This is a genomic window from Synechococcus sp. A15-60 (assembly GCF_014280095.1).
Classification (GTDB): Bacteria; Cyanobacteriota; Cyanobacteriia; order PCC-6307; family Cyanobiaceae; genus Synechococcus_C.
On sequence record NZ_CP047933.1, the window covers coordinates 2,393,816 to 2,416,730 of the forward strand.

General features: G+C 57.1%; 26 protein-coding genes and 1 tRNA gene. 13 read left to right on the plus strand and 14 right to left on the minus strand.

From position 1 onward, the window contains the following. The first annotated feature begins 221 nt into the window (after positions 1–221). From SynA1560_RS12915 to SynA1560_RS12925, 3 genes are all read left to right on the plus strand, one after another. Entirely contained in the window at positions 222–1,454 is a 1,233-nt protein-coding gene (locus SynA1560_RS12915) for an extracellular solute-binding protein (RefSeq protein WP_186500747.1), read from the plus strand. Next, positions 1,451–2,809: a mechanosensitive ion channel family protein gene (locus SynA1560_RS12920; protein WP_186469634.1), complete on the plus strand. Its 1,359-nt coding sequence runs from the start codon at positions 1,451–1,453 to the stop codon at positions 2,807–2,809. Before SynA1560_RS12915 ends, SynA1560_RS12920 begins: the two co-directional genes overlap by 4 nt. Positions 2,810–2,901: 92 nt before the next feature. After that, positions 2,902–3,945 carry a mechanosensitive ion channel family protein gene (locus tag SynA1560_RS12925; protein ID WP_186501686.1) on the plus strand — a complete coding sequence of 348 codons (1,044 nt, stop codon included), beginning with the start codon at positions 2,902–2,904 and terminating at the stop codon, positions 3,943–3,945. A gap of 89 nt (positions 3,946–4,034) precedes the next feature. On the opposite strand, the gene SynA1560_RS12930 is transcribed toward SynA1560_RS12925, so the two are convergent. From SynA1560_RS12930 to SynA1560_RS12945, 4 genes are read right to left on the minus strand one after another with little or no spacing between them, the layout of a single operon-like run. Next, a complete protein-coding gene (locus SynA1560_RS12930) occupies positions 4,035–4,823 on the minus strand; it encodes an ABC transporter permease (RefSeq protein ID WP_186500748.1) in 789 nt (262 codons plus the stop codon). Continuing rightward, positions 4,823–5,620: an ABC-2 family transporter protein gene (locus SynA1560_RS12935; RefSeq protein WP_186500749.1), complete on the minus strand. Its 798-nt coding sequence runs from the start codon at positions 5,618–5,620 to the stop codon at positions 4,823–4,825. The genes SynA1560_RS12930 and SynA1560_RS12935 overlap by 1 nt, the downstream gene beginning before the upstream one ends. After that, entirely contained in the window at positions 5,620–6,594 is a 975-nt protein-coding gene (locus tag SynA1560_RS12940) for an ATP-binding cassette domain-containing protein (RefSeq protein ID WP_186469637.1), read from the minus strand. Before SynA1560_RS12940 ends, SynA1560_RS12935 begins: the two co-directional genes overlap by 1 nt. Before the next feature lie 4 nt (positions 6,595–6,598). Then, positions 6,599–9,343 (minus strand): valine--tRNA ligase, encoded by a 2,745-nt coding sequence (locus SynA1560_RS12945; RefSeq protein WP_186501687.1) that lies wholly within the window; start codon positions 9,341–9,343, stop codon positions 6,599–6,601. Between the two features lie 327 nt (positions 9,344–9,670). Here SynA1560_RS12945 and SynA1560_RS12950 point away from each other — a divergent pair, with 327 nt between their 5' ends. Then, positions 9,671–10,900, plus strand: coding sequence for an ABC transporter substrate-binding protein (locus SynA1560_RS12950; RefSeq protein ID WP_186500750.1), 1,230 nt, complete (start codon positions 9,671–9,673; stop codon positions 10,898–10,900). Continuing rightward, positions 10,897–12,165, plus strand: coding sequence for a mechanosensitive ion channel family protein (locus tag SynA1560_RS12955; RefSeq protein WP_186500751.1), 1,269 nt, complete (start codon positions 10,897–10,899; stop codon positions 12,163–12,165). Before SynA1560_RS12950 ends, SynA1560_RS12955 begins: the two co-directional genes overlap by 4 nt. Before the next feature lie 18 nt (positions 12,166–12,183). Here the strand turns inward: SynA1560_RS12955 and SynA1560_RS12960 are convergent, their stop codons facing one another. Both SynA1560_RS12960 and SynA1560_RS12965 read right to left on the minus strand, forming a co-directional pair. Continuing rightward, on the minus strand, positions 12,184–12,828 hold the full coding sequence (locus SynA1560_RS12960; protein ID WP_255476978.1) for a 2OG-Fe(II) oxygenase: 645 nt from the start codon (positions 12,826–12,828) through the stop codon (positions 12,184–12,186). Positions 12,829–12,833: 5 nt separating this feature from the next. After that, a complete protein-coding gene (locus tag SynA1560_RS12965) occupies positions 12,834–13,289 on the minus strand; it encodes a protein phosphatase (RefSeq protein ID WP_186500752.1) in 456 nt (151 codons plus the stop codon). Positions 13,290–13,357: 68 nt separating this feature from the next. Between SynA1560_RS12965 and SynA1560_RS12970 the strand changes: the two genes are divergently transcribed. From SynA1560_RS12970 to SynA1560_RS12995, 6 genes are all read left to right on the plus strand, one after another. Continuing rightward, the gene (locus SynA1560_RS12970) at positions 13,358–13,615 is read left to right on the plus strand and encodes a hypothetical protein (protein WP_186471219.1); all 258 of its coding nucleotides are present in this window, start codon (positions 13,358–13,360) and stop codon (positions 13,613–13,615) included. Between the two features lie 38 nt (positions 13,616–13,653). Beyond that, complete coding sequence (locus tag SynA1560_RS12975) at positions 13,654–14,574, plus strand: oxidoreductase (RefSeq protein ID WP_186500753.1); 921 nt, start codon at positions 13,654–13,656, stop codon at positions 14,572–14,574. 7 nt (positions 14,575–14,581) lie between these two features. Further along, positions 14,582–14,977, plus strand: a complete 396-nt coding sequence (locus tag SynA1560_RS12980) for a transcriptional repressor (protein ID WP_186469643.1) — start codon at positions 14,582–14,584, stop codon at positions 14,975–14,977. Positions 14,978–15,110: 133 nt separating this feature from the next. After that, entirely contained in the window at positions 15,111–15,314 is a 204-nt protein-coding gene (locus SynA1560_RS12985; protein WP_186469644.1) for a hypothetical protein, read from the plus strand. Positions 15,315–15,943: 629 nt separating this feature from the next. Next, positions 15,944–16,186 carry a hypothetical protein gene (locus SynA1560_RS12990; protein ID WP_186469645.1) on the plus strand — a complete coding sequence of 81 codons (243 nt, stop codon included), beginning with the start codon at positions 15,944–15,946 and terminating at the stop codon, positions 16,184–16,186. Between the two features lie 644 nt (positions 16,187–16,830). Beyond that, on the plus strand, positions 16,831–17,118 hold the full coding sequence (locus SynA1560_RS12995) for a hypothetical protein (RefSeq protein ID WP_186500754.1): 288 nt from the start codon (positions 16,831–16,833) through the stop codon (positions 17,116–17,118). Positions 17,119–17,281: 163 nt separating this feature from the next. Here the strand turns inward: SynA1560_RS12995 and SynA1560_RS13000 are convergent, their stop codons facing one another. Next, positions 17,282–17,587 (minus strand): Nif11-like leader peptide family natural product precursor, encoded by a 306-nt coding sequence (locus SynA1560_RS13000; protein WP_186500755.1) that lies wholly within the window; start codon positions 17,585–17,587, stop codon positions 17,282–17,284. Positions 17,588–17,658: 71 nt separating this feature from the next. Further along, a complete protein-coding gene (locus SynA1560_RS13005; protein WP_186501689.1) occupies positions 17,659–18,249 on the minus strand; it encodes a pentapeptide repeat-containing protein in 591 nt (196 codons plus the stop codon). Positions 18,250–18,614: 365 nt separating this feature from the next. Between SynA1560_RS13005 and SynA1560_RS13010 the strand changes: the two genes are divergently transcribed. After that, the gene (locus SynA1560_RS13010; protein WP_255476979.1) at positions 18,615–19,043 is read left to right on the plus strand and encodes a DUF3110 domain-containing protein; all 429 of its coding nucleotides are present in this window, start codon (positions 18,615–18,617) and stop codon (positions 19,041–19,043) included. 79 nt (positions 19,044–19,122) lie between these two features. On the opposite strand, the gene SynA1560_RS13015 is transcribed toward SynA1560_RS13010, so the two are convergent. From SynA1560_RS13015 to SynA1560_RS13040, 6 genes are all read right to left on the minus strand, one after another. After that, the gene (locus SynA1560_RS13015; RefSeq protein ID WP_186500756.1) at positions 19,123–19,488 is read right to left on the minus strand and encodes a hypothetical protein; all 366 of its coding nucleotides are present in this window, start codon (positions 19,486–19,488) and stop codon (positions 19,123–19,125) included. Beyond that, a complete protein-coding gene (locus SynA1560_RS13020; protein WP_186500757.1) occupies positions 19,488–19,757 on the minus strand; it encodes a hypothetical protein in 270 nt (89 codons plus the stop codon). The genes SynA1560_RS13015 and SynA1560_RS13020 overlap by 1 nt, the downstream gene beginning before the upstream one ends. A gap of 3 nt (positions 19,758–19,760) precedes the next feature. After that, positions 19,761–20,030 (minus strand): DUF1456 family protein, encoded by a 270-nt coding sequence (locus SynA1560_RS13025; protein WP_186500758.1) that lies wholly within the window; start codon positions 20,028–20,030, stop codon positions 19,761–19,763. A 523-nt stretch (positions 20,031–20,553) separates the two neighbouring features. Beyond that, positions 20,554–20,694 carry a hypothetical protein gene (locus tag SynA1560_RS13890; RefSeq protein ID WP_255476980.1) on the minus strand — a complete coding sequence of 47 codons (141 nt, stop codon included), beginning with the start codon at positions 20,692–20,694 and terminating at the stop codon, positions 20,554–20,556. A 163-nt stretch (positions 20,695–20,857) separates the two neighbouring features. After that, on the minus strand, positions 20,858–21,217 hold the full coding sequence (locus tag SynA1560_RS13035) for a hypothetical protein (protein ID WP_186500759.1): 360 nt from the start codon (positions 21,215–21,217) through the stop codon (positions 20,858–20,860). Between the two features lie 1,044 nt (positions 21,218–22,261). Further along, positions 22,262–22,333, minus strand: a tRNA-Val gene (locus SynA1560_RS13040). Between the two features lie 42 nt (positions 22,334–22,375). On the opposite strand from SynA1560_RS13040, the gene SynA1560_RS13045 reads away from it, so the two are divergent. Then, positions 22,376–22,903: a metal-binding protein gene (locus SynA1560_RS13045; protein ID WP_370523163.1), complete on the plus strand. Its 528-nt coding sequence runs from the start codon at positions 22,376–22,378 to the stop codon at positions 22,901–22,903. The last annotated feature ends 12 nt before the right edge of the window (positions 22,904–22,915 follow it).

The window sequence follows — 22,915 nt, forward strand, 5'->3', positions numbered from 1 at the left end:
CTTCGGATGGTTGACCACCGAGTGCGCAGTCACCAGCTATCTGCTGCCTCTGCAGAAACCCACAAGCCAACCCTGGCGATCCTCAGAGTGCGGGTCTAAGCCGAGTTGGTTGCACTTCACGGCCAGTGCCCTAGACAACGGCAACGCTTTGCTCAGTGCCTGAGCATCCTCACGACTGGTCCATGCGTTGTCGAAGCCGTGATTCGAAATCTTCTCGGGCCTTGCGACGGATCGGACTCCTTGCCCTCGGCGTTCTTCTGACGGCATGCAGCAACAGAAACCGTCAGCAACCGACCTCGCTGCTGCGGGTGGCGCGGACATTGCCAAGCAGCAAAACCGTAACAACGGCCGACAGCGAACGGGATCGCACACTCCTGCGCCAATTCCAGACCAGTGTGCGCGAAGTGGTGCCAGGGCTACAGCTTCAGCCATCGCTCTACACCGAATCATCAATCGAAGCAGAACTACGTCGTCAGACCAACAGTGGACTCGGTCCCGATCTGGTCATCAGCGATGCACGCACGATTCACGCGCTATTCGAAGCCCGGTTGCTTGACCCCGTTCCTCTCACCAAGGACCAGCGGCAGGCCGTCGCTCCAACACTGCTCAAACGACTCACCAACGACCAAGGCCAGATCACAGGTCTGCCCGTGTCCCAATCGCTGCAACTGGCCTGCTACGACAAAAGCAAACTGAAAACTCCACCGGCTTCACTGTCAGAGCTCGCCAAAGCCAGCAGCGGTGAGTCCGTGTTCGGCATCGCGCAGAACTTCGAAGATCTCTACTGGAGCATGGGCAGCTTCGAGGCGGGGCCAGCCCTCGTGACGTCCTTGCGCGGACACACACCAACAGCTCCAGAAACGCATCAATTAGTGCGCTGGCTTGGCTGGCTGCAGGACACCAGCTTTCAGCAGAACGTGATCTTTCTACGCGATCAACCCACGCTAAGACGCCAACTGATCCAAGGCCGACTCAACTGGATCAGCTGCTGGAGCACGCAGCTGCCGCAGCTCAGAGAGGCCATGAAAGAGAAACTCGGGGTGAGTGTGTTGCCGGCTGGGCCTGTCGGTCAAGCCACTCCCGTCAGCAAACTGCAGGTGTGGGGCTTGGGTCGCAACTCCAGCCAGCGCCAACGCGCCAGCAGCGAAGAACTGATGCAATTCATCGTTCAACCCTGGGCTCAGAAAACCTGGTCACTGCGCTACCGAACCAGCTACCCGGTCAACCCCGTGGCAGCGGCGATCGTGAACAGTCAAATCCCGGGAACCGATGATCTTTATCTGATGAAATCCAGGGAAGGCATCCTGATTGGCGATGAAATCATGGCCAGCCTGGATGCCAATCCGGAACTGAACGAAGGCCTGCAAGACATCATCAATGACGTGATCTTCGGGACGGAATCGCCCGCACAAGCAGCCGGAAAGATCCACCAACTGCTGAAGCAAGCCTCATGAATTTCGTTCGTCCCACACACTTTGGAACCGTCTCTCCTGACGAGATTCTGGTGGAAATCCTGAGCTGGATGGCCTTCCTGCAGCGCTGGACCGTGCTGATCCAATTGCTGGTGGTCTTGGTGGTGATCGTGATCGCAAGAACCCGCAGCATGCAACTTGCGATCAGTCGCTATCGCTTTCATCAGCTGGTCCCTGAAGCGCTGCGCGTGCTGATTGGACCGGTCCTCATCTTGATCACAGCAGGTGGTTTCGCCCTGGCAAACGTCCCTTTTGGCCTGTTGCGTTATTTCGGACTTCTGTGGCTGGGATGGAACCTATTCACACCTCTCAAGCTGCTCGTGGAGCGGGTGAGCCCCCGCTTTCCAATTGGGGAAGTGGAGACCACGCTGTTCAAGCCGATTTATGTGTTCAGTGCCACCTTGTCTTTGCTGAGCCTGCTGGGAAGTAGGGAGAACCTCGCCAGAATTGGAGTCGCCAATTTATTTGGTGTAGAGATCACTCTGGGCAAGATTTATACCGCCATTGTTGCGATCTATCTGATCGTGACCGTTGCTTCAAGACCGGCGGCTCTGATGGCTTGGCTCAGCGGTGTGGTGTTCGGCGTCAAGCAACGGAACCAGCGCGGCCTCGAGTTGCTGTTCCGGTACAGCGTGATCGGCATCGGTGTGATCAGCGTCGCCTACTACATCGGGATCAATGGCAACGCTTTTATCGCCATCGCCGGTGGTTTGTCAGTGGGCATCGGCTTCGGGATCAAAGAAATCATCTCCAACTTCATCAGCAGCATCTGGCTGCTATTTGAAGGATCCGTGCGACCAGGAGAAATCCTGATGATCAACGGCGATCCTTGCACCGTGCGCAAACTCGGACTGCGCGCCACACAACTGCGTCGTGGGCGCGACGGCGCCGAGCTGTTGATTCCCAACCAAAACTTTTTCACCCAGGAGGCGGCGTCCTACACGGCAACTGAAACTTCACGCCGCGACAGCGTTGAGGTCGGTGCTGCCTATGACCACGACCCCGATCGCGTAATTGATGTACTGCTTCAAGTCGCAGCAGAACATTCAAAGGTGAAGACTTATCCACCGGCATCGGCCTTTGTCACCGAATTTGCCGACTCCTCGATCAACTACAAAATGCTGTTCTGGGTTGCCGATCCCCTCGATGCCTTTGCTGTTGGTAGCGATCTTCGTCGCGCCATCTGGAAACGCTTTGAGAAGGAGAGCATCACCATTCCTTTCCCACAGCGTCAGGTGTATCCCATGGAATGGCCGCCGAGCAATCAGCAGAGCTTGCGTCCCCAGCTACAGGCAGAGCTGAACATTGATGGAGATCTGGCAGACGACATGAGCTAGGTTCAAAAGGTCGGCAAGTGAGTCTCATACCTGGTCCTCATTCCGCCAACGGCTTCAACCTGGAGTTCCTGCAAACAAACATCGGTTTGCTGATGGGAACCCTGGCGCTTTTGGGTGCCTGGCTGTTGCTGCAACTGTTGAGCCGCCATGGGCGCAACATGGGCAGCCAACTTGCAGCGGCACTCAGGCGGCCTGTGCTGATTGGATTCGGCGTGTCGCTATACGCCAGCTGGATCATCCATCAGCTCAACAAAGACCTCCGACTCGGTCTGCTCGTGCAGGCGGAAGTCAACCGGATCTCCACCACTTTGGTTATCGCCAGCATCACCTGGGCCGTGATGAATGTCGGCCAGACGGTGTTGATGTCTGCATCCATGAAGCGATGGATTCAGATCAAGGATCAGCAGGATGAATCCATGCTGATTAATGTGTTGAGCAGGCTATACACCATCTCTGTACTGCTCATTGCGACAGCAGCACTGATGGTGAACTTTGGCGTTCCCTCCGGCGCCATTGCCACGATGCTTGGGGGCGCCGGAATTGGCTTCTCATTCGCAACACAGCAGATCAGCCAAAATTTTCTTTCCGGCTTCATGTTGTTTTTCAACCGCCCCTTCAGGGAAGGCGACTGGATCAACGCAAACAACTTGGAGGGGACTGTGGAAAAAATTGGCTGGTATTACACTCGAATTCGCACCTTTGATCGACGACCTCTCTACATTCCTAATTCAGTTTTTGCAATCAATCCGATTGAAAACCCTGGGGAAATGTACAACCGAAGAATCTTTGCCAATATCGGTCTTCGTTATGAAGATTTAAGCAAGATTGGCAATATCACGCAAGAAGTGCGCACCTATCTTGAGCAGCATCCAGACATCGACCAAAATCAAAGCATTGTTGTCAGTTTTAATGAATGGGATTCTTCATCAATCAACATGATGGTTTACTGCTTTACAAAAACAACTATCTGGAAAGATTGGCTCGAGATACAACAAGCTATCTTTCTTGAGATCGCTGGAATTGTTCAGCGCAGCGGTGCTGATTTTGCCTTTAATTGCACCACTCTCTATCCAGCACCTAATGCCAACGCAGACACACTCATCAAGTCACTCAATCAAGGTAAGCCTGCGTCTTAATAGACAAAGAATCTCACTACATTTTGGTTGTTTTCAAAACACACGGCAAAGTCATTCGAAGTACAAGTCATACCGGACGCCATAGCAGTTCAACTGGACGCGGATGTGTAAAAGCGCAGGGCAAACAACCAGAAAGTACGGGCAATCGCAAAGAACATCAGCGCCAGAGCCAAACCCGCCAGCAACATCGGCACCGCCGCCTCACCCAGCAACACCTGAGCGGGAACCGTCGTGAGAAAGGCCACCGGCAGCACGAAGGTGAACAACAGGCGCAGGGTCGGCGGATAGGCACTGAGCGGATAACGACCGGAGGCCAGCAGCGCCCGCAACACCTCAGTGGCATTCCAGGTTTTGACGAACCAAATACTGGTGGCAGCGATCAGAAACCAGAGCGAATAGAGGATCAGGCCACCGGCTATCAACATCACCAACACGGCGAAAAGGGCAGGCAAGCTGACCACCACACCGGCCTGATGACTGCCCCAGGCCAAAAGCCCCAGTCCCAGACCGATCTCCGGCAGCCCCGCTGGCGACAACGTGCGCAACGACAACCAGAACTGGCTGTCGATCGGTTTGAGCAGGACGAAATCCAAGGTGCCCTCGCGCACATGGGTGACGATCGCCCCGAGGTTGGGACGGAGCCAGGTGGTGGCCATGCCGTCGAACACCGTGTAGAGGCCCTGCACCATCAGCGCCTGAGCCCAGCTCCAGCCCCCCAACGTCTGATCGGGGCCATAAAACAGCGAGAGCAGCAGCAGGCTGCCACTGAGGCTCATCGCCACCGCCAGCAGCTCGATCAACACATTGGCTTGATATTCCAGTTGCACGGCCACGGCCGTGCCCCAGAAGCGTCGCAGGGTTCGCCAGTACCGTCCCATCAGGCCCCCATGGCGCTGTAACGCCGCACGCCAGCCCGCCAGAGCAGCAGCACCAGCGGCAACAACAAGGCGATCCAGGCCAATTGGGCCCCAAAGCCCGCCAACAGATCCACCGGTTGGCCCGCCAGCACCCTGGCCGGGAAATCGATCAGATAGGGGAACGGCGTCCACTCGGCGACGGCCCGAACCGCAGGCGGAAAGGCCGTGAGCGGCGCCAGCAGCCCAGACAGGAACAGAAAGGGAATGAACTGGAGACGCTCCAGGGCACTGGCCTTCTCACTCCAGAAACAGAGGGCTGCAATCAGGCTCTGAAACAGGAAGGCGATGGCAAAGGCCATCCAGGTGGCCAACCAGGCCATCAGGAACCCCCCGAACGACGGCAACCAGAAGGCCTGGGGCTGCACCGCAAAAAACACGGCCGCGATCAGGGCCGCGAAGGGCAGACGCGTGAGCTGCTCGCCGAGGTGGGCCGCCACATAACGCCAGAGCGGATGCAGTGGCTGCAGCAGATAGGGCGAGAGCCGGCCGAGCAGTGCGTCTTCCTCGAAGGCGTAGACAACCCACACCACCGAAAATTGGCGCACCAGAAAGGCACTGAGGAAATAGCGATCCAGGGCCACACCATCGAGACCAAGACCCGAGCGCGCATCGCTGCCGCTCCAGACGCTGAGCATGATGAACGGCAGCACTCCAGAGAGGGCCCAGAGGGCGATCTCAGCGCGGTACTCGAGCATGTGGGCGTACTGGGAGCCCAACAGCACCCGGATAATCCGCCGGTTCAAGCCGAAGATCCGCATCAGACACGCCCCTGGCGGAACAGACCACCGATCAGTTCTTCGATCGGAGGATCGGTCACGTCCAGATCGCGCACCGCAAAACGATCCAGCAGCTGCGCCACCACGGCAGTGAGCTGATCGCGGGGCACCAACAGCCGCACGTCACACCCCTCCACCAGCTCCAACCGCCCCAGACCGGCCAAAGCTTCCGGCGCCACAGGCGACTCCAACTCCAGCCGCACCTCTCGCTCCGGCGCCAGCTGATCCGCCAGAGCCTCGAGCGGACCGTCATGAAACAACCGACCCTGGTGGATCAGCAGCACTCGGGGGCACAAGGCCGTGATGTCGGCCATGTAATGGCTGGTGAGCAACACCGTTGCCCCCGTCCTGCGGTTGTATTCCGCCAGGAACTGGCGCACCCGTGCCTGAGCATTCACGTCCAACCCCAGAGTCGGTTCATCCAGGAACAACACATCCGGCTCGTGCAGTAGCGCCGCCAAAAGTTCGGCTTTCATCCGCTGGCCCAGGGAAAGCTTGCGCACCGGCCGGGTGAGCTCCTCCCCCAGCTCCAGCAGATCAGCCAGCTCCTTGATCCGCCTCCGGGCCACACCATCGGAGATGCCATACACCGCCGCGTTCACCCGCAGCGAATCCATGGGCGGCAGGTCCCAGAGCAGCTGCTGTTTCTGGCCCATCACCAAAGTGATCCGGCGCAGGAACTCCGCCTGACGCCGCTGGGGCCGGTGCCCCGCCACCTGCACCTCGCCAGCGCTGGGGTGGATCAAGCCGCAGAGCATCTTCAAGGTGGTGGTCTTGCCGGCGCCATTAGCGCCAAGAAAGCCCACCATCTCCCCCGGCTCAATCGCAAACGACACATCCTGCACCGCCGTCACATCCCGAGTGCGCCGGCGAATGAAATGGCGCAATGTGCCGGCCAGCCCAGGCTGCTTCTCGGCAACCCGGTAGGTCTTGCTCAGCCCCTCAACCTGTATCACTGCTTCAGCTCAGATCCACCAGGCGCTTGCGCGCCAGATCCGCCTGAGCCTGCTTCTCTGCCAGGTTGGCCTTGCATTCCGCCACCACCTCCGGGGGTGCCTTGTCGGCGAAGTTGGGATTGCCCAGCCGGCCCGCCAGGCCCTTGATTTCCTTCTCGGCCTTGGCAATGTCTTTTTCCAGGCGGCCCTTGAGCGCATCGAGATCGACGAGGCCTTCGATCGGCAGCAGCACCTGCAGCTCACCGCTCACCCCCGCCAGGGCCTTGGCCACCGGAGCCGCATCAGCTTCCGCCGGCGCCATCACCGCCACCGACTCCGCCCGAGTCAAGGCCGTGATGTCGGCCGTGGCCTGGTTGAGCACAGCTGCCAGCTCGCCGCGGCCGGTGACAAAGCGCACTGGCACCGATTGCGAGGGCTTCAGGCCCGCCACCGCGCGCAGGTTGCGCACCACACGGATGGCACCGATCAGCTCAGTAAAGGAGGCTTCCAACGCATCATCCAGAGCGCTCTCATCCAGTGCCGGCCAGGGCTGCAGGGCGAGGAAAGTGGTCTCCCGCTCGTTAGTGACGCTGTGCCAGAGCTCTTCGGTGAGGTGGGGCATCAACGGGTGCAGCATCAGATGCATCTGGCTAATCACCTTGGCCAGCACCTGCTTGGCCACCCGCTGATCAGCCAGGGCCTCCGCTGAAGGGTTCTCACCGGGATTAAGCCGGCGCTTGCTCAACTCCAAATACCAATCGCAAACGTCGTTCCAGGCGAACTCGTAAAGCCCCTTGGCCGCCTCACCCAGGCCATAGTTGCTGTAGCGCTCGGCCGTTTCCCGGTTCACCCGGGCCAGGCGGGAGAGGATCCAGCGGTCCGCCAGCTGCAGGGCAGCGGGATCGGTGTCACCGAGTTGGTCCGGCGTTTCACCGCCCAGGTTCATCAGGGCGAAACGGGTGGCGTTCCAGAGCTTGTTGGCGAAGTTGCGCGAGGCCTCCACCGTGGCGGAAGTGTCCTTCTTGCGGTCGTAGTCCAGGCGGATGTCCTGACCCGCACCGGCCACCTCCCGCACCAACGCAAAACGCAGGGCATCGGTGCCGTAACGGTCGATCAGCAGCAGCGGATCGATGCCGTTGCCGGCGCTCTTGCTCATCTTGCGGTTCTGCTCATCCCGCACCAGGCCGTGGATGTAGACGTCCTGGAAGGGCATCTCGCCGGTGAAGGCGCCGGCCATCATCGTCATCCGGGCCACCCAGAAAAAGATGATGTCGAAGCCCGTCACCAGGGTGCTGGTGGGGTACCAGCGCTGCAAGTCAGCGCTATCTGCATCCGGCCAACCCAGGGTGGAGAAGGGCCAGAGGCCGCTGGAGAACCAGGTGTCGAGCACGTCTTCGTCCTGCTCGATCTCCGCCGCCGCGCCGTACTCCGCCTTGGCCTTCTCCAGGGCTTCGGCTTCGTTGCGGGCCACCACATAGGGCGTGGTGTCGGTGTACTTGCCGCCGGTCTCGCTGATCACGAACCAGGCGGGGATGCGATGGCCCCACCAGAGCTGACGGCTGATGCACCAGTCGCGGATGTCGGTGAGCCAATCGCGGTAGACCTTTTCCCAGCGCTCCGGGATGAAGCGGGGATCCTTCTTCTCCAGAGCCTCGCGGCAGCGAGCCGCCAAAGGCTCGGTTTTGACAAACCACTGGGTGGAGAGCAGCGGCTCCACCGGCACCTTGCCGCGGTCGGAATAGGGAACGCTGTGGCGGTAGTCCTCCACCTTCACCAGCAGCCCCAGCTCCTCCAGGCCTGCCACCACGGCCTTGCGGGCCTCGAAGCGATCCAGCCCCTCGAACTGACCGGCCTCATTATTCATTGTGCCGTTCTTGCGCATCACCGTGATCTGGGGCAGACCGTGGCGCTGGCCGATGGCAAAGTCGTTGGGGTCGTGGGCCGGCGTCACCTTGACGCAGCCGGTGCCGAAGTCCTTCTCCACGTGGTCGTCGGCCACGATCGGAATCTCCCGCCCCACGAACGGCAGCGTGAGGGTCTGGCCCACCAGGTGGGCGTAGCGCTCGTCGGTGGGATTCACCGCCACCGCCGTATCGCCCAGCATCGTTTCGGGCCGGGTGGTGGCCACCTCCAGGTGACCGTCGCCGCTGCTGAGCGGATAGCGGAAATGCCAGAGGTGGCCATCCACCTCCTTCATCTCCACCTCCAGATCGCTGACCGCCGAACCGGAGGCGGGGCACCAGTTCACCAGGTATTCCCCGCGGTAGATCAGCCCCTGCTCATGCAGACGCACGAAGGCTTCCTTCACCGCCTCACTCAGGCCCTCATCGAGGGTGAAGCGCTGTCGCTTCCAATCCACGGAATAACCCAGGCGCCGCAGCTGGCCCACGATCCGGCCCCCGCTTTCGGCCTTCCACTGCCAGGCCCGCTCCAGGAAGGCTTCGCGGCCAAGGTCGTAGCGGGTCTTGCCCTCCTGCTTGAGCTGCTTCTCGAGAATCGTCTGCACCGCGATCGAAGCGTGGTCGGTGCCGGGCAGACAGAGCACGTTCTTTCCCGCTAAGCGCTGGTAGCGCACGATCGTGTCGATCAGGGCCGTATTGAAGGCATGGCCCATGTGCAGGCTGCCGGTCACGTTCGGCGGCGGGATCACCACCGAGAACGGTTCACCGGGGGCCTTCGGGTCGGGATGGAACGCTCCCAGGTCCTCCCAGGCCTGCTGCCAGCGGGCCTCCGTGCCAACCGGGTCGTAGGTCTTGGCCAGTTCGGGCACGGGAGGCATGCGCACACAGCCGCCCATGCTCGCAAAGGGGCGGAAGAGCGCATAACAACGAGGCACCAACCTCAATCCCCACAATCAACGCACTCACAAACACCGACTGGTGATTGATGGCATCGGCGTTGGTCGTCTGCTGAAGCGCCTGCTTCGTGACTGCAGTTTTCGGAAGTCGCGATGACCGGTGCTGCTGTGTTCCGCAAGATGCATTAGCGACAGCACATCCCGCCAACACAACGCCGAACTGGACAGTGGATTTGTTGCATCGATCAACTCACACCAAGAAAAAGAAATCACAATGTCTGCAAAGACGATCTCTGTCGCTTGATCCGAAAGCTCGCTGTCAGCCTGCTGATCACGTCGTGGCTTCTCACAAGCTGCGGGCGCATTGGCAGCGAGATGCCGGTGTTGCTTTATCTAGCCATCGCAATCGACAAGGACGCCAACATCGAGACCAGCACGCAGGCTGACTTCCGCAGAAGAGTCGAGCTCATTGCTGACGACTACCGCAAGATTCATCCGCATGTTCAATTGCAATTTGAGCTGTACGAGCACAGCAAGCTCCTCAGAGAGCTCAAACGTCGCGATGCCTCAGACCTGGGACCGGATCTGATCATCACCGACACACTGCAAGCCCATCAACTGTTCGCAGCTGGGCTCACAGATGCCGTTCCGTTGTCTGAAGCCAAACGTCTCGACACCGAAACCTCACTCTGGGAACGGGTGATGCTCAGCAATGGAGAGATCGTGGCGCAACCGATCGTGATTTTTCCCCAAATCGCCTGCTTCAACAAAACCGCCATCAACACTGCACCCGCCACGTTGAGCGCTTTGCAGCAATTAGGAACGGCCGGTGCGCGCGTCGGGCTGCCGGTGACCTTCACCGAATTGCTTTGGACCGCAGGCAGCCTTGGTGCCTTATCAAGCCTGGCGCGTGCCGGAGACGGAGACACCCTTTCCACGCAAAACATCCAATCGATCCAGAACTGGATCCAATGGCTGGAAAATGCCAGTGCGCAAAACAACATCACCTTCTTCAAAGATCAGGGCCAACTGGAAAAGCTGCTGAAAGAAGAGGAGCTGGACTGGGTGACCTGCAATGCCAACAGCCTCCCCCGACTTCGAGAAGTTTTAGGCGACAAGCTCGCCGTGTCTGCACTACCCGAGGGGCCAAGCGGTGCAGCAAGCCCGGTGAACGATGTGAGGGTGCTCGCACTGGGCTCCAACTCAAGCCCCCGGCAACGTGCCGTTGCCATCAACCTGACTTACTACATCACCAACGCCATGATCCAGCGCAATCTCTCTCTGCGCTCCTTGGCATTTCTTCCCGTCAATCCAAACGTCGACGTCACCGACTCAACCTCCACCACCCTGACAACACTCGCGGCTTCTAAAAAAGCAGCCACGCAGCATGAAGAGGATCTTGCCGGCCTCGTCCACCAAGTCGATCTGTCCAGCCAGATCAATCCAACCCTGATCCCCTTGATCTTCGGCGACTCCACGCCGCAATCGAGCGCCGATGCCCTGATTCAGAGCCTGCAACGCCGACCATGAACGAACTGCTCTGGGAAATCGTCGGGTGGTTCGGCTATTTGCAGCGAGGTGCTGTGATCAGCCAAGTCCTGCTCATCGCAGGCATCAGCGTGGCCTGGCGCCTTACCGCGCATCAACGATGGCGAGTCAAAGCACATCGCTCACTTCGCTTGATGGTGGGTCCGGTGGCCGTCTTGCTCACGGCATGGCTGATTGGAGCAGGTGGCGGCAAAACCGGATTGATCAGCTATGCCGGTTTCTGCTGGCTGGGCTGGAATCTACTGAGCCTGCTCAGAAAGGGATTGCAGCGATTTATCCCTACCGAACAAGTGCGTTCGCTGGAAAGCCGTTTACTCAGGCCTCTTTATCTTGTCGTCGCTGGCCTCAATCTGATCAGTCAATTCGATAACCCTGCCGATCTCGGCGTCATCAAACTTGGCAACTTATTCGGCGTTGCAATCAACTTAAACACGTTTGTCCTTTCTTTGTTGGTGACTTACTTGCTCTTAGTTGCCAACAAACCGCCCGCTGCTGGCCTGGCCTGGTTGCTCAAACAACTACTCGGTTATACAGAAAATAGCCGCAAAGCCGTCGAACTTATCATCCGCTACATGCTTGTGGGCATCGGCGCTTTAGCCGTGAGTTTTCAAATCGGATTGAACAGCACGGCTCTACTCACGATCGCCGGAGGGTTGTCCGTAGGCCTTGGCTTTGGCGTGAAAGAAGTATTCTCGAACTTCATCAGCGGAATCTGGCTGCTGTTCGAAGGATCCGTACGACCTGGAGAGATTCTTGTAGTCGATGGAGACCTTTGCGAGGTCCGCAAATTGGGCTTGCGCGCCACCTTGCTTTGGCGGGGAAAAGACAATGCCGAACTGCTGATTCCCAATCAGCAGTTCTTCACCGATCAAGCCACCAGTTACACCGCCACCGACCGCATGCGGCGGAGCCAAATCAGAGTGGGCGCGGCTTACCACCACGACCCTGAAAAGGTGATCGCCATCTTGGAACAATCGGCTCTTGGCATCACAAAGCTGCTGGACTACCCAAAACCCATGGCACGCCTCGTGAACTACGGGGAGTCCGCCATCGAATACTCCCTGAGCTTCTGGATGGAAGACCCCATGAGCAATGCGGGGATCAAAAGCGATCTCAATCGTGCGATCTGGGCAGCATTCCAACGCGAACAGATTGAGATCCCACTCCCGCAGCGCGTGGACTACATCCGAGAATGGCCACCTGGAGATCCTGCTGATCAACAGATGGACGATCAGCACGCGAGCTAAACGAACGCAAAACAGAATTCAGGTGTGCGAGAGCCGCTGAAGGTATCCCTCACGCGTGCCAGCATTGATCCAGCCCGTCGCGATGGTTTTGCTGAATTGGTGGTTCACACGACCACGATGAATATGGCTAGGTCCGGCGGGGAAAATCACTAATTTCCCGCGCTCAGCCTCTTCATGGTGCTGCTGCCAGTGAAACTCGGTACCGGCTTCTTCTACGGAGTTGCAATACAAAATCCAAGCCAGCACGCGATGCACAGGCTCCGTTGCTTCATCACTGATGGTCCAATCGCAATGCCATTGGCGAAAGCCCTCCCCGGGGGCGTAACGCTGGAGGTTGAAGATCGGCAGCACAAATAAGTCCCGGTCGGGACACACCTCGCGAAACAAAGGGCGCTCCTGCAGATAACGCTCCAGCCCAGCCGAGATGCCACGCATGATCACTTCAGAAAGAGCACAGGCTTCCGGATCACTACGGTCGATCGCTACGAGACTGATATCCGTGCTGACTTTGGCGGGCTCCTGGTCGTCGGCAGAGCCAAAGGCAATACCAGGACGCTGGAGATCCTGGCGACGATCAAAAAACGCCATCACGCCATCGGCCACGGAGACATAACCAGCATTGCTGTAGCGCCCGATCAAATTGGAACCATCCATCTCAGACATCGGTTTCAGGCTTCAGTCGAACTCCAGGGAATCGCGATCACCCCCTCCAGCTGTTGCCAGCGAGTGCGCTCCACCACGCGTCCACTCAAGCCCACCCGCTCCAGTGCCTTGGCCACCTGATCAGAGCTGAGCACGGAAGCATCCTGGGGCGCCTGCGACAGCACCAACACCTGCTGCTCAGCAGGATCCGCCAGCACCTGAAGCTCGAGATCTCCGAATTCGCGCTCAAAGAACACGCGCCTCAAGCGAGACCTCAGGGGGTCACCCAGCGCCTTGGCAAACCTCTCCAGGCTGTCGCGTTCGCCAGACAAACCGCAATTGAGCGCCAGCCAGATCAGCAATTTCGCCCAGCTATCGACCGTCCAAAGCGGTTGGAAACTCTCCCGATGCTGACGGATCAGCTCCATGAGAGCGAAATCAACCAACGTGCCCTGCAGCTGATCGGGATCGGGATGGCTCATGCTGATCCTTGCTTGAAGACATCCTCACCCCTGGGGGGCAGACTGTTGCTGCGCTTGTTCGCCTGACCATGACCCTGGATCTCAATGATCCCGAACTCGAGTTCTCCGATCTGGTGTACGCCTATCAGAGCTGGGTGATGGCGATCATCAACGACGAGAAGCTCGAGGGCGAGGACATTCTTCTCACCGATGAGATCGCTGAAGACGCTCTCAATGCAATGCGCTTCCTTCCCGGGGAGGTCACCAGCGCCATCGAAACCTCACTCGCACGCGTTTACGACGTGGATGCTGATGAGCTGGCTGCTTTGCTCTTCCCCGAAGACTGAGCTCACGCGCGAAACTGCACACGAGCTGCCATCGCCGCATGGGCTGGACCATCGACGACATGCCTGACCAACGGGGGCGAATCGCCCTTGTGACAGGAGCCAACAGCGGACTGGGCCTGGAGACAACCCGGGCCCTGCTCAAAGCTGGTGCCACGGTGTTGATGGCCTGCCGAAGCCGCCGGAAAGGGGAAGCAGCCCGCTCTCAATTGCTGGAACTGGGCTCCTCTGGCATTGACCTACTCCATCTGGATCTTGCAGACCTGTCCAACGTGGACGCCTGCAGCGACGAGGTGAAATCGCGTTACGGTCGGCTGGATTTGCTGATCAACAACGCGGGGGTCATGGCACCACCGCGCTTGCTGAGCCAACAGGGGCATGAGATGCAATGGGCTGTCAATCACCTCGGACACTTCGCGCTCACCAACGCCCTGTTGCCCCTGATGGAAGGCCGAGAGCAAGCGAGGGTGGTGACAGTCACGTCTGGGGCGCAGTATTTCGGCACGATTGGCTGGGATGACCTCAACGGTGAACGCCGCTACGACCGCTGGAAGGCTTACTGCCAGAGCAAACTTGCCAATGTGATGTTCGCGATCCAGCTGAACGAACGCCTGGAACAACGCGGGAGCTGCGTTCGCTCTCTGGCTGCCCATCCAGGACTCGCCAGAACAAATCTGCAACCCATGTCGGTGGCGGCGTCAGGTGCTTGGCAGGAAGCGATGGCCTATCGCCTCATGGATCCGTTGTTCCAGAGCGCTGCACAAGGTGCCTTACCTCAGTTGCATGCAGCGACAAGCCCCTCGGCGAAGGGAGGCGAGCACTACGGACCCGGACAGTTCGGCGGCATGCGTGGCGCTCCCAAACAACAACCCATCGCACCCAGCGCACGCAAGGCACAGGATCGCGAACGCCTTTGGCAAATCAGCGAAACGCTGATTGGAACCCGCAGCACTGCGGCCTGAGATGACCATGGAGCAGCAAGGATCCACAGCCACCCAGCGTCAGCAGCTGCTGCTGAACGAGCTGCGGCGCAGTGACAATGAGATGAGCGGGCAACAACTGCATCGGCAGCTGGAAGGCCGCCCCGGAGCGATGGGCCTGGCAACCGTTTACCGAAACCTGCGCAAGCTTCAACAATGCGGGAAGGTGAGGTGTCGACATTTGCCAAACGGCGAAGCGTTGTATGCGCCGGTGGATCGCGACGAGCACCATCTCACCTGTGTGAACTGCGGATCCACGCAAACACTTGAGCACTGCCCCATCCATGGCATTCGCGTGAACGCGCCGGAAACGAGCAATTTTCAACTGCTCTTTCACACCCTTGAATTTTTTGGACTGTGCGATGCCTGCCGCCAGGATCGCTAAAGCACACACCCACCGGGGAAGCCAGAACACACAACCGAGAAGCAGAACGAGACAAAACCGAGAAGCGTGAGATTAGATACGACATGGATTGCGCTTGATGGGCCATGACTAGGGGAACTTCCACCTCTCCCCGATGGCTTCTCAACCTGAACTGATCGCGCTGACACCACGAGGCTCCTCCATCCACAAACTTGAAAGCGGCGGATACAAAGCCTGCGATCAAGAGCACCACTGCCATTTCACCAACAGCCTTTACCGAGCCGAAGAAGTGGTTCGCGAGATGGAACAGGGTTACGACTACCCCTACGCAACGAGCTTTCATGAAATCGCGCACTGAAGACGCTGCTGCGAATTGATTTCTGCAGACAACCGTGCCCGCACGCTGGCTTCAAAGTGACTGCGGGCAACCGATATTGGCCGAGCGGCAGAGCGTTTTTGCCATGAAGGCAAGATTCAGCAGAGATTGGCAGGCAAGCCATTCATGAACGACTGTTGCATTTACGCAACAAGCCACTGGTTAAAGAAGGCATTCGCAGCCAACGGCGGCTGGCTACTGCGAAACAGAGAAGCCATGCATTGACCCGAATCTTGCCAGTGATGTAACTGAAGCTATTTGGCGAATAAAAGCTGCATCCAACCATCCGGTCGATGAAGAGCTAACAATGAAGAACTCCGCCTCAGCAGCTTTGCTGCAGAAGAGCCCGACGCCTCACTCGGTCGGCTCGCCCCGCCGCCAGAACAAGCAACAACCAAATCACCAACAAACCGAAAACGATGAGCGTTTTCATGTTCAGAAACAAGAGGCCTAAACCTTAAACATTCATCTGAAAAGGCAGGTTGAGATCATTTCAACATCTGACTAAGACCGGGTAATCACAGCGACCACGCCAGCCCACAAGTCGGTAGTCCAGAAGACCAAACCAGTGGTCATGCGCAGATAAAATAAGTTCACATGAGCACAAAACAATGTCCAAGGCTTCCAAGCTCATTAAAGCAATCGATGAGGCGTTGAACCGGTTTGACACCTTTGGCGACGACCCAGATGCTTTTGTGATCAACCTCATTCTTGAGCTTGAAGTGGAGATTGAAGAGGTTTTAAATAATGGAAAACCCAAACAGTTTCAAGCCATCTATGTTGAGCGTGACCGCGCAAGTATCAAAGAAAAAATTCTGAACCACGTGATGGCGCAAAACCATCCATCGAGCTAGTCATCTCTTAGGCCACCATATTTACCTGAACGAGAAGTGAGCTGGGTGCACGAGCCTCGACTCAACGTCAAATCAAAGTTCTCTAAAAAGTAGGCAAGGGAGGTTGACTGAGCATCCTTCTCATCGCCAGCGAGCATGACTTAAGCCAACGACGAACCCTCATTTAGGAGGCGAGACAGTTGGCACGTGGCCATAGAGCTTAACCCTGTGTTGACGTTGGTTTTCGAGGACCCTGCATCCCCGAAAGAGACCCAAATCAGGAACAAGAGGGCACATGTTGGAAAGCAGTTGTCCGCATCAACTCAGCCACCGTTGCAGGCAGCAGCTCCAGATTCGAAGGATCATGCGGGCAAGCGAGCTGCACCGATGTCAGGGCTCGAACCAACCATGGTGGTCTGCACCTGCCTGATCAAGCCAATTAAATCTAGATTGCAAACAACAGCTTCAATGCGTTGCGGCATCGCTTAGCAAGCCGCTGGGTGGCAGGTGAGGTTCGGCCAAGAAGTCTTGTCGTGACAGATAGGTGATCCTGGGATCGAACCAGTGACAATCTCCTTGTAAGTGAGGTGTCTGCTCTAGTTAGGGACTGAGTTCTCAGCGATTTCGAAGGGTGCTGTGCGCAAATGTGTGCGCAAATGTGACCCATGGCCATCTCTTTGCGTGCGCACAGTCCAGATCTCGACCAGCAGATCCCGCTGCAGGTGGAAAAGGCATCGCCCCATCGCGGTGGTGGCCTGCCCCAGGTCGTGCTCTCCGATCAGGGCTACGCATCGGGCCAGGTCGAGATGATCAGCCCAATGGTTCGGCATGCCGTAGCAGCTGCAGCGCTCAGTCTGATCAGGGTGCTCGCCAGAATTGTGGCATGCCCAACAAGGACCGCCCCCTCGTTGATCGTCATCCGCCCAAGCCTGGCGGAGAGGGCTGGCTGGTGAACGCTCAGGAGCAGCTTGTGGTGCAGTTCAAACCCGACAACCCATCGCCTCATGCGGAGTGGGTGTCAGTGCGCTAATTGATATTTAATGCAGGCAATGGTGCCAGGTATTGACTGCTGATTGATGGGGTTAGTCAGACGATTGAAGCAATAAATAGCTCATGTCAACACAGGGGAAGAGGCTTTATTGAGGGCGTAGGCTTAATACACACCGCCCCAGTATTCACAATCACTGGTCCTCTATGGTCAAAACACCGACCGTAACCGCCAGCTGCACTTTCCAGCTCCTCGTCTGACAATTCTGCCGTTGCCGATTGCTTTGATTGAATATCTTCTGCGGTAATTGCAAAGCCTGCGTCTTTAGCGATATCAAGAGCAGCTTCATTGGAGCGTGCTGCATTGAGCTTTACCTGAAGGCTGGTGTCACCTTGGACCTTCTCTAGAAAGGCTTTGAGTTGCTCTTCTGACATTGGAGTGACTGGAGCTACAGCCTGGTCATAGCAATGGTCGGCAGCAGTATTCAGTCCTAGTGCGTCAATGCTCAGGCAGGAATTAGCTGATCTCCAAAACAAGGTGAAGAGCCGATATTCATGCTGCCGTCCGGGCAGGTTGTTCGGAACCAAAACGCCCCGTTCACATTCCGTGCCGAATCCAAATTGATTGCTCCTGTCAGGTCCGCACGCAACAGGTCCGCACGCTGCAGGTCCGCACGCAACAGGTCCGCACCCCTCAGGTCCGCGTCCCTCAGGTCCGCACGCCTCAGGACCGCATCCCTCAGGACCGCATCCCTCAGGTCCGCACGCAACAAGACCGCATCCCTCAGGTCCGCACGCAACAGGTCCGTATCCCTCAGGTCCGCATCCCTCAGGTATGCATCAACGAGATTTCTCCCTCTGCCATCAGGAAACCATTCAGGGCGCCATCTCACACCCCATCCTTGAGGAGTTCTCGGAAGGCTTTCGGCGCCAATGATCTCGTCGTCTTGTGCCTCTTTGCCAAAGAAGCTTTCGAGAGACCCGATCAGAGAGTCGGTGAGGGTCCCTGGCTTATCGCAATCACAATCTTCTGGTTTCTCTATTGGCGTCTCCCAAGGGGACAAAAGGAGGTAGTCGTACCAGTTGGCATTTGCCATAACAGGCAACAGGCAATCAATAGCGATTTGATAGCAGTGTTGGATGACTGCTGAAGCCGATTGTCAGCTAACGGGCTTGGGTCTGGCTGGCAGCGGCATCGACTGCTCAAACGCTCTGGGGTGAGCCACCAAACAGCCACTTGCGCATGGGTCGCATGCCAGGTGCATGCAGTATCAATGATTGAACCAAGGTCTGGAAAGGTAGAGAGTGGCTTTACTGTTGTACCAACACTTGCTTTTGAATGCGAAAAGGGATATGCGAAAAGCCTCTGCGATGAGAGCGAGCAAGACCAAAAAATTTATGGACAACGCACTTCTTTATTGCCTGAATGAATTACGCTCTTGAAATGGAATAAAATGAACAAGTGAAACTACCCCTTTTTCTTATTGCTCTGACTCTCTCGTCAACACCAGCCGTTTCCGCAAATTCACTTAATTGGCATAAAATATATTTACCAAAGACGGCGCCAAGCCTGGCTCAAGAATATTCCAGCGAAATTGTATTCGTTCTTTTATACAATCCTGGGACTAATCAAGAAGGTATTCACAGCTTGGAGTATGACAGCGCAAGAACTGTAATTCTTTTATTTGAGAGTGAGAAGGACGCCTTGATTTATGCCAGCAGGCTTGAAAACCAGAACTTTCCTTCCCCAACCGTTGTGCAATTTTCAAGGCTTGATATTGAACAATTTATTATTGCAAATAACTATTTACGTCTCTTTGTTGAGTCGGGAAGTGGGATTGATGCGCCAATAGGGGCAGGAAGTCGCCTGCCCTCAAACCACATTTATTGATCGTAAAATCTCCATATCAGTTGACGTATTGAGGCCGCAAACTCCGCCTTGCGATGTGGCGAGCATCTTGTCGAAGTGATCAACTCTGAGCGACAGGCTGCCGACCGAATAACCACTTGCGCATTGGACGCATGCCAGGGCAACGACCCCATGGCTCGTCATGCGCTTCCTCTTGGCAGCAGTTGGCACGACGATGTTGTCCCCCAGCAACAGCCGCCAAAGCGACCAAATCCAGCTCAATATCGTCAAACTCACTCTCCTCATCCATCTGCTTGAGGAAGCCCTTCACCTCATCCACTGTGAGGGTGACGTCTTTCTCAGCAGCGAGTTCCACCATCCGCTGAAATGACGCTTCAGGGTCTGAGGTGAACAGTGAATACAGCTCGGTTTGCGTCTCAGCAGGCACTGAGGCGCGCAGCTGTTTGAAGTCGTTAAGGGTTGTCATCAGCAAGCAGCTGCGCCTGACCTACCACCAGCAATGGCAGCGAGAGCCACGGCATCCAGCTCGATGTCATCAAATTCGCTGTCCTCATTCATCTGCGTGAGGAACGTACGAACTTGATCAACGGTGAGCGTCACACCCTTTTCCGCTGCCAACTCGACCATCTTTTGACGGGCGGCGTCAGGGTCTGAGGAGAAGAGCGAATACAGCTCTTTCTGCACCTCAGCAGGAACTGAAGCGCGAAGAGCTTTGAACTCGTTGAGGGTTGTCATGGCTCAGCAACCCTTGAACCTGTCATAACCACCAGCAATGGCAGCGAGGGCAACCGCATCCAGCTCGAAATCATCGAATTCATCGTCGTCATCCATCTGACGCAGAAAGCCACGAACCTCTTCTGAGGTCACCGTCATCCCTTTCTCTGCTGCGATCTCCACCATGCGCTGGATCGAGGCATCAGGGTCTGAAGTCATCAGCTTGAACAGCTCCCCTTGCACCGCAGCGGGCACCGCATCACGCATTGCCTTGAACTCTTCCAGCGTTGCCATCAGGGGAATTGCAGCGTGACTCCGTTGTAGCCCTGATGCAACAACAGTTCAGCCAGCCGGTTCAACGCACTTGCACCTGAAGACCTTCCTCGATGCGGTTTAGAGATGTTTGCTCGGAGTGAGTCGCGAGCATGCCAATGACGGTGAAGGCGATAACAAGAGCGCAAGCCATGAGCTGAGAAGTGTGTGGTTTGGGGTCTCCCCCGTGTGTCCTCACCTTCTCGGCAATCCAAGCCTCTGCTGATGACCAGCATCAGTTCGACCTGTGATTTTGGTCACTGTTCAATCAGTGCTCTGACCCTCTGCCAGAAGCTTCGACCCTTTCTCGCGTTCCAAACGTGATGGGTTGAACAATGCGCAAACGAGCGAGCTAAGCCTTCTTTCCACAGGGAAGGGAGGCCTTCCTCTTGTGCAGTCATTGATCTCTCCAGAGCACGACAATTAGCCAAACCCACACTGCTACAGCCTCGGAATACCCCTCATCCGTTGTGATCGAGCAATCTTGTTAGCTGTGCTTGAAGCTTCAAAGCACCCACAGCATTGCTGTGTTGCTGCTTTCGATGCTGGCCTGAATGATCTTGTCGAGCAGGGCCAGGCGTGAGCCGAGGAAGTCAGATCGTTCGACTGGGTAGTCAGCCTTGATGATCTCTCGGGCACGTTTCATGTATCGCTCTGCTGTTGCCTGACTCACCCCCATTCATCCTGCGCGTAACTGCAGACGTAACTAGATGTCTTCGCAGACGACAACAGTTTCACGACGGTGTGAACCCGACGATCAATCTCTGCTTTGTCGCTCTTTCCCATATTCATATCTTAGGTGCTGCTAATCAATGAGCCTCTCCCCACGTCTCAGCGACGTTGCAATCCGCTTCGAGGGGAATGTCCCCCAGATATTGCTTTTGCAGCCTGTGCGAGGTCATGCAGGCCAATGCAATCTCTCTGACTTGATCCACTAAATCCCTGGGAACCTCGAGGAGGATCTCGTCATGGATCAGGCCAACGATGTGAACACCGGGGAACGGATCTAAGGCAGGCCAGAGGTCACCAAAAGCAGCAGCGCCAGAGCCGGCGCTTTGCGGACGAACTCCAGCAGCTGGGTGGACTTCACCGGTGCCCTCCATGGCCAAGCGCCTCAGTAGTCGGGAGGAAACCTTGAGAACGGAGTACCAGCGCCTCAGAGTGCTCATGGTGATGGAGTGGGTTTAAGCGTCGAGCTGCCCACTGGTTAGGGGATCGAGGACCATCTGGACTCTCCCCTGCAACCTCGGGGGATTGAGGGCCATCTGGACTCTCCCCCAAGGCTTTGAAAAGTGACCGACTGCTCTGCAAGCGACTGGTCTTCAGGGAAAGAAGCTGCTTGATCACAGGGCTTCCTCCTCCGCTGTGGAAGCTCACTTGCAGATTCACTTGCAATCGGGCTGATTTCGGCATCGATCACCGATGCCACCGACAGAACGTGGCTTTGCTGATTCCCAGCTTTGTGATGACCTCGCCCTTGCGATAACCCGCCACTAGGAGGTCAACGGCTACTCGCTGCTTCCTCGTCAGCGGCCGGAGCTTCAGATCGGGCTGGATCCTGGCCAAGCGGAGAATTATTGCGACTTGTTCGCATTAATTCTGGTTCTGCTTTTTGTTCGTGGCGGGTAGCTACAAACAGATCGATGAGGCGGCTCGATGAAAGTTTCCAGTAAATCTTTAGCGCTCTCGGTCTTTGCGTCGCTGTCCGCTTTCCTGGTGCCCCAGGCTCAAGCTGGTTGTGGTCCTGCGGAAGGATTAATGCAGGTCTGTTATCGGGACCGATGTGAGGTTCAGAAGCTTGTTAGGCAATGCTCCAGCGTTGTCGCAGGTAATCACTACGAATCAGATCTAGGCTGGTTTTACGGATACTCGGAATACATCGATGGCTATGCGACTCAAATGATCGTCAGATTTCAACCTCACAATAAAATCTTGTATCAGGGCCATCCTGAAGACTCCCCCTACACATTCGATATTTGTGGAGGCCGCATGACAGGTGGGCCCTGTTCAGAGAAGCCTTGGGCTAAGTGAATCCTGATCTAGTGAGCGTCACCCCAGTTGTCCGCCACCGAGGCATCCGCATTAAGAGGAACATCACCCATGTAGGTGTCCCGCAGCCGCTGTGACGTCATGGCCTCAAGCGCCACGGGCAGTTCTTATCAGGAACTTTCAAAAGCCTTTCCACAACTGCAGAAATGAGCTGTGGGCCGGAATGGGCGATACTGGGATCGAACCAGTGACAATCTCCTTGTAAGGGAGGTGCTCTACCGCTGAGCTAATCGCCCGTCGGGCTAATTCTGCCTGATCGCGGCAATCTGGATCTGTTGTTGATCGCTGCGTCAGTGGCCTGCGGCCGTGACCATGACCGCGCCACTGCGGCTTTCTGCATTCCCATCGGGATGATCATCAGCTGGTGGCTGGGCTGGAGGACTGGGAGCATCACTGCTGTCTCATTTCTGGTGGGCGGCCTCTGGCTGTCGCCGGATCTTGACGTTCAATCCCGTGCCTTGAAGCGCTGGGGCCTGCTGGCCTGGATCTGGTGGCCCTACCGGCGGCTAGTCCCGCATCGCTCCTTGTGGTCGCATGGTCCGTTGATCGGCATGACGGTGCGCCTGGCCTGGGTCCTGCTGCTGCTGGGGCTGGCATGGACTGGACTGGCTTGGTTCCTGCAACCCACCATCCCGACACCCCTGCAGGCATGGCCAGAACTTCTTGATGCCGCACGGCAACACCCGCGCGCACTGTGGGGAACCTTGCTGGGACTAGAGGCCAGCGTGTGGCTGCACTTGCTGCTCGATGGCGACCCTTTGCCCCCTGAATGGCCCAAACGATGGCGCCGGCGTCGCCAACGGTGAGAGGGTGGCGGC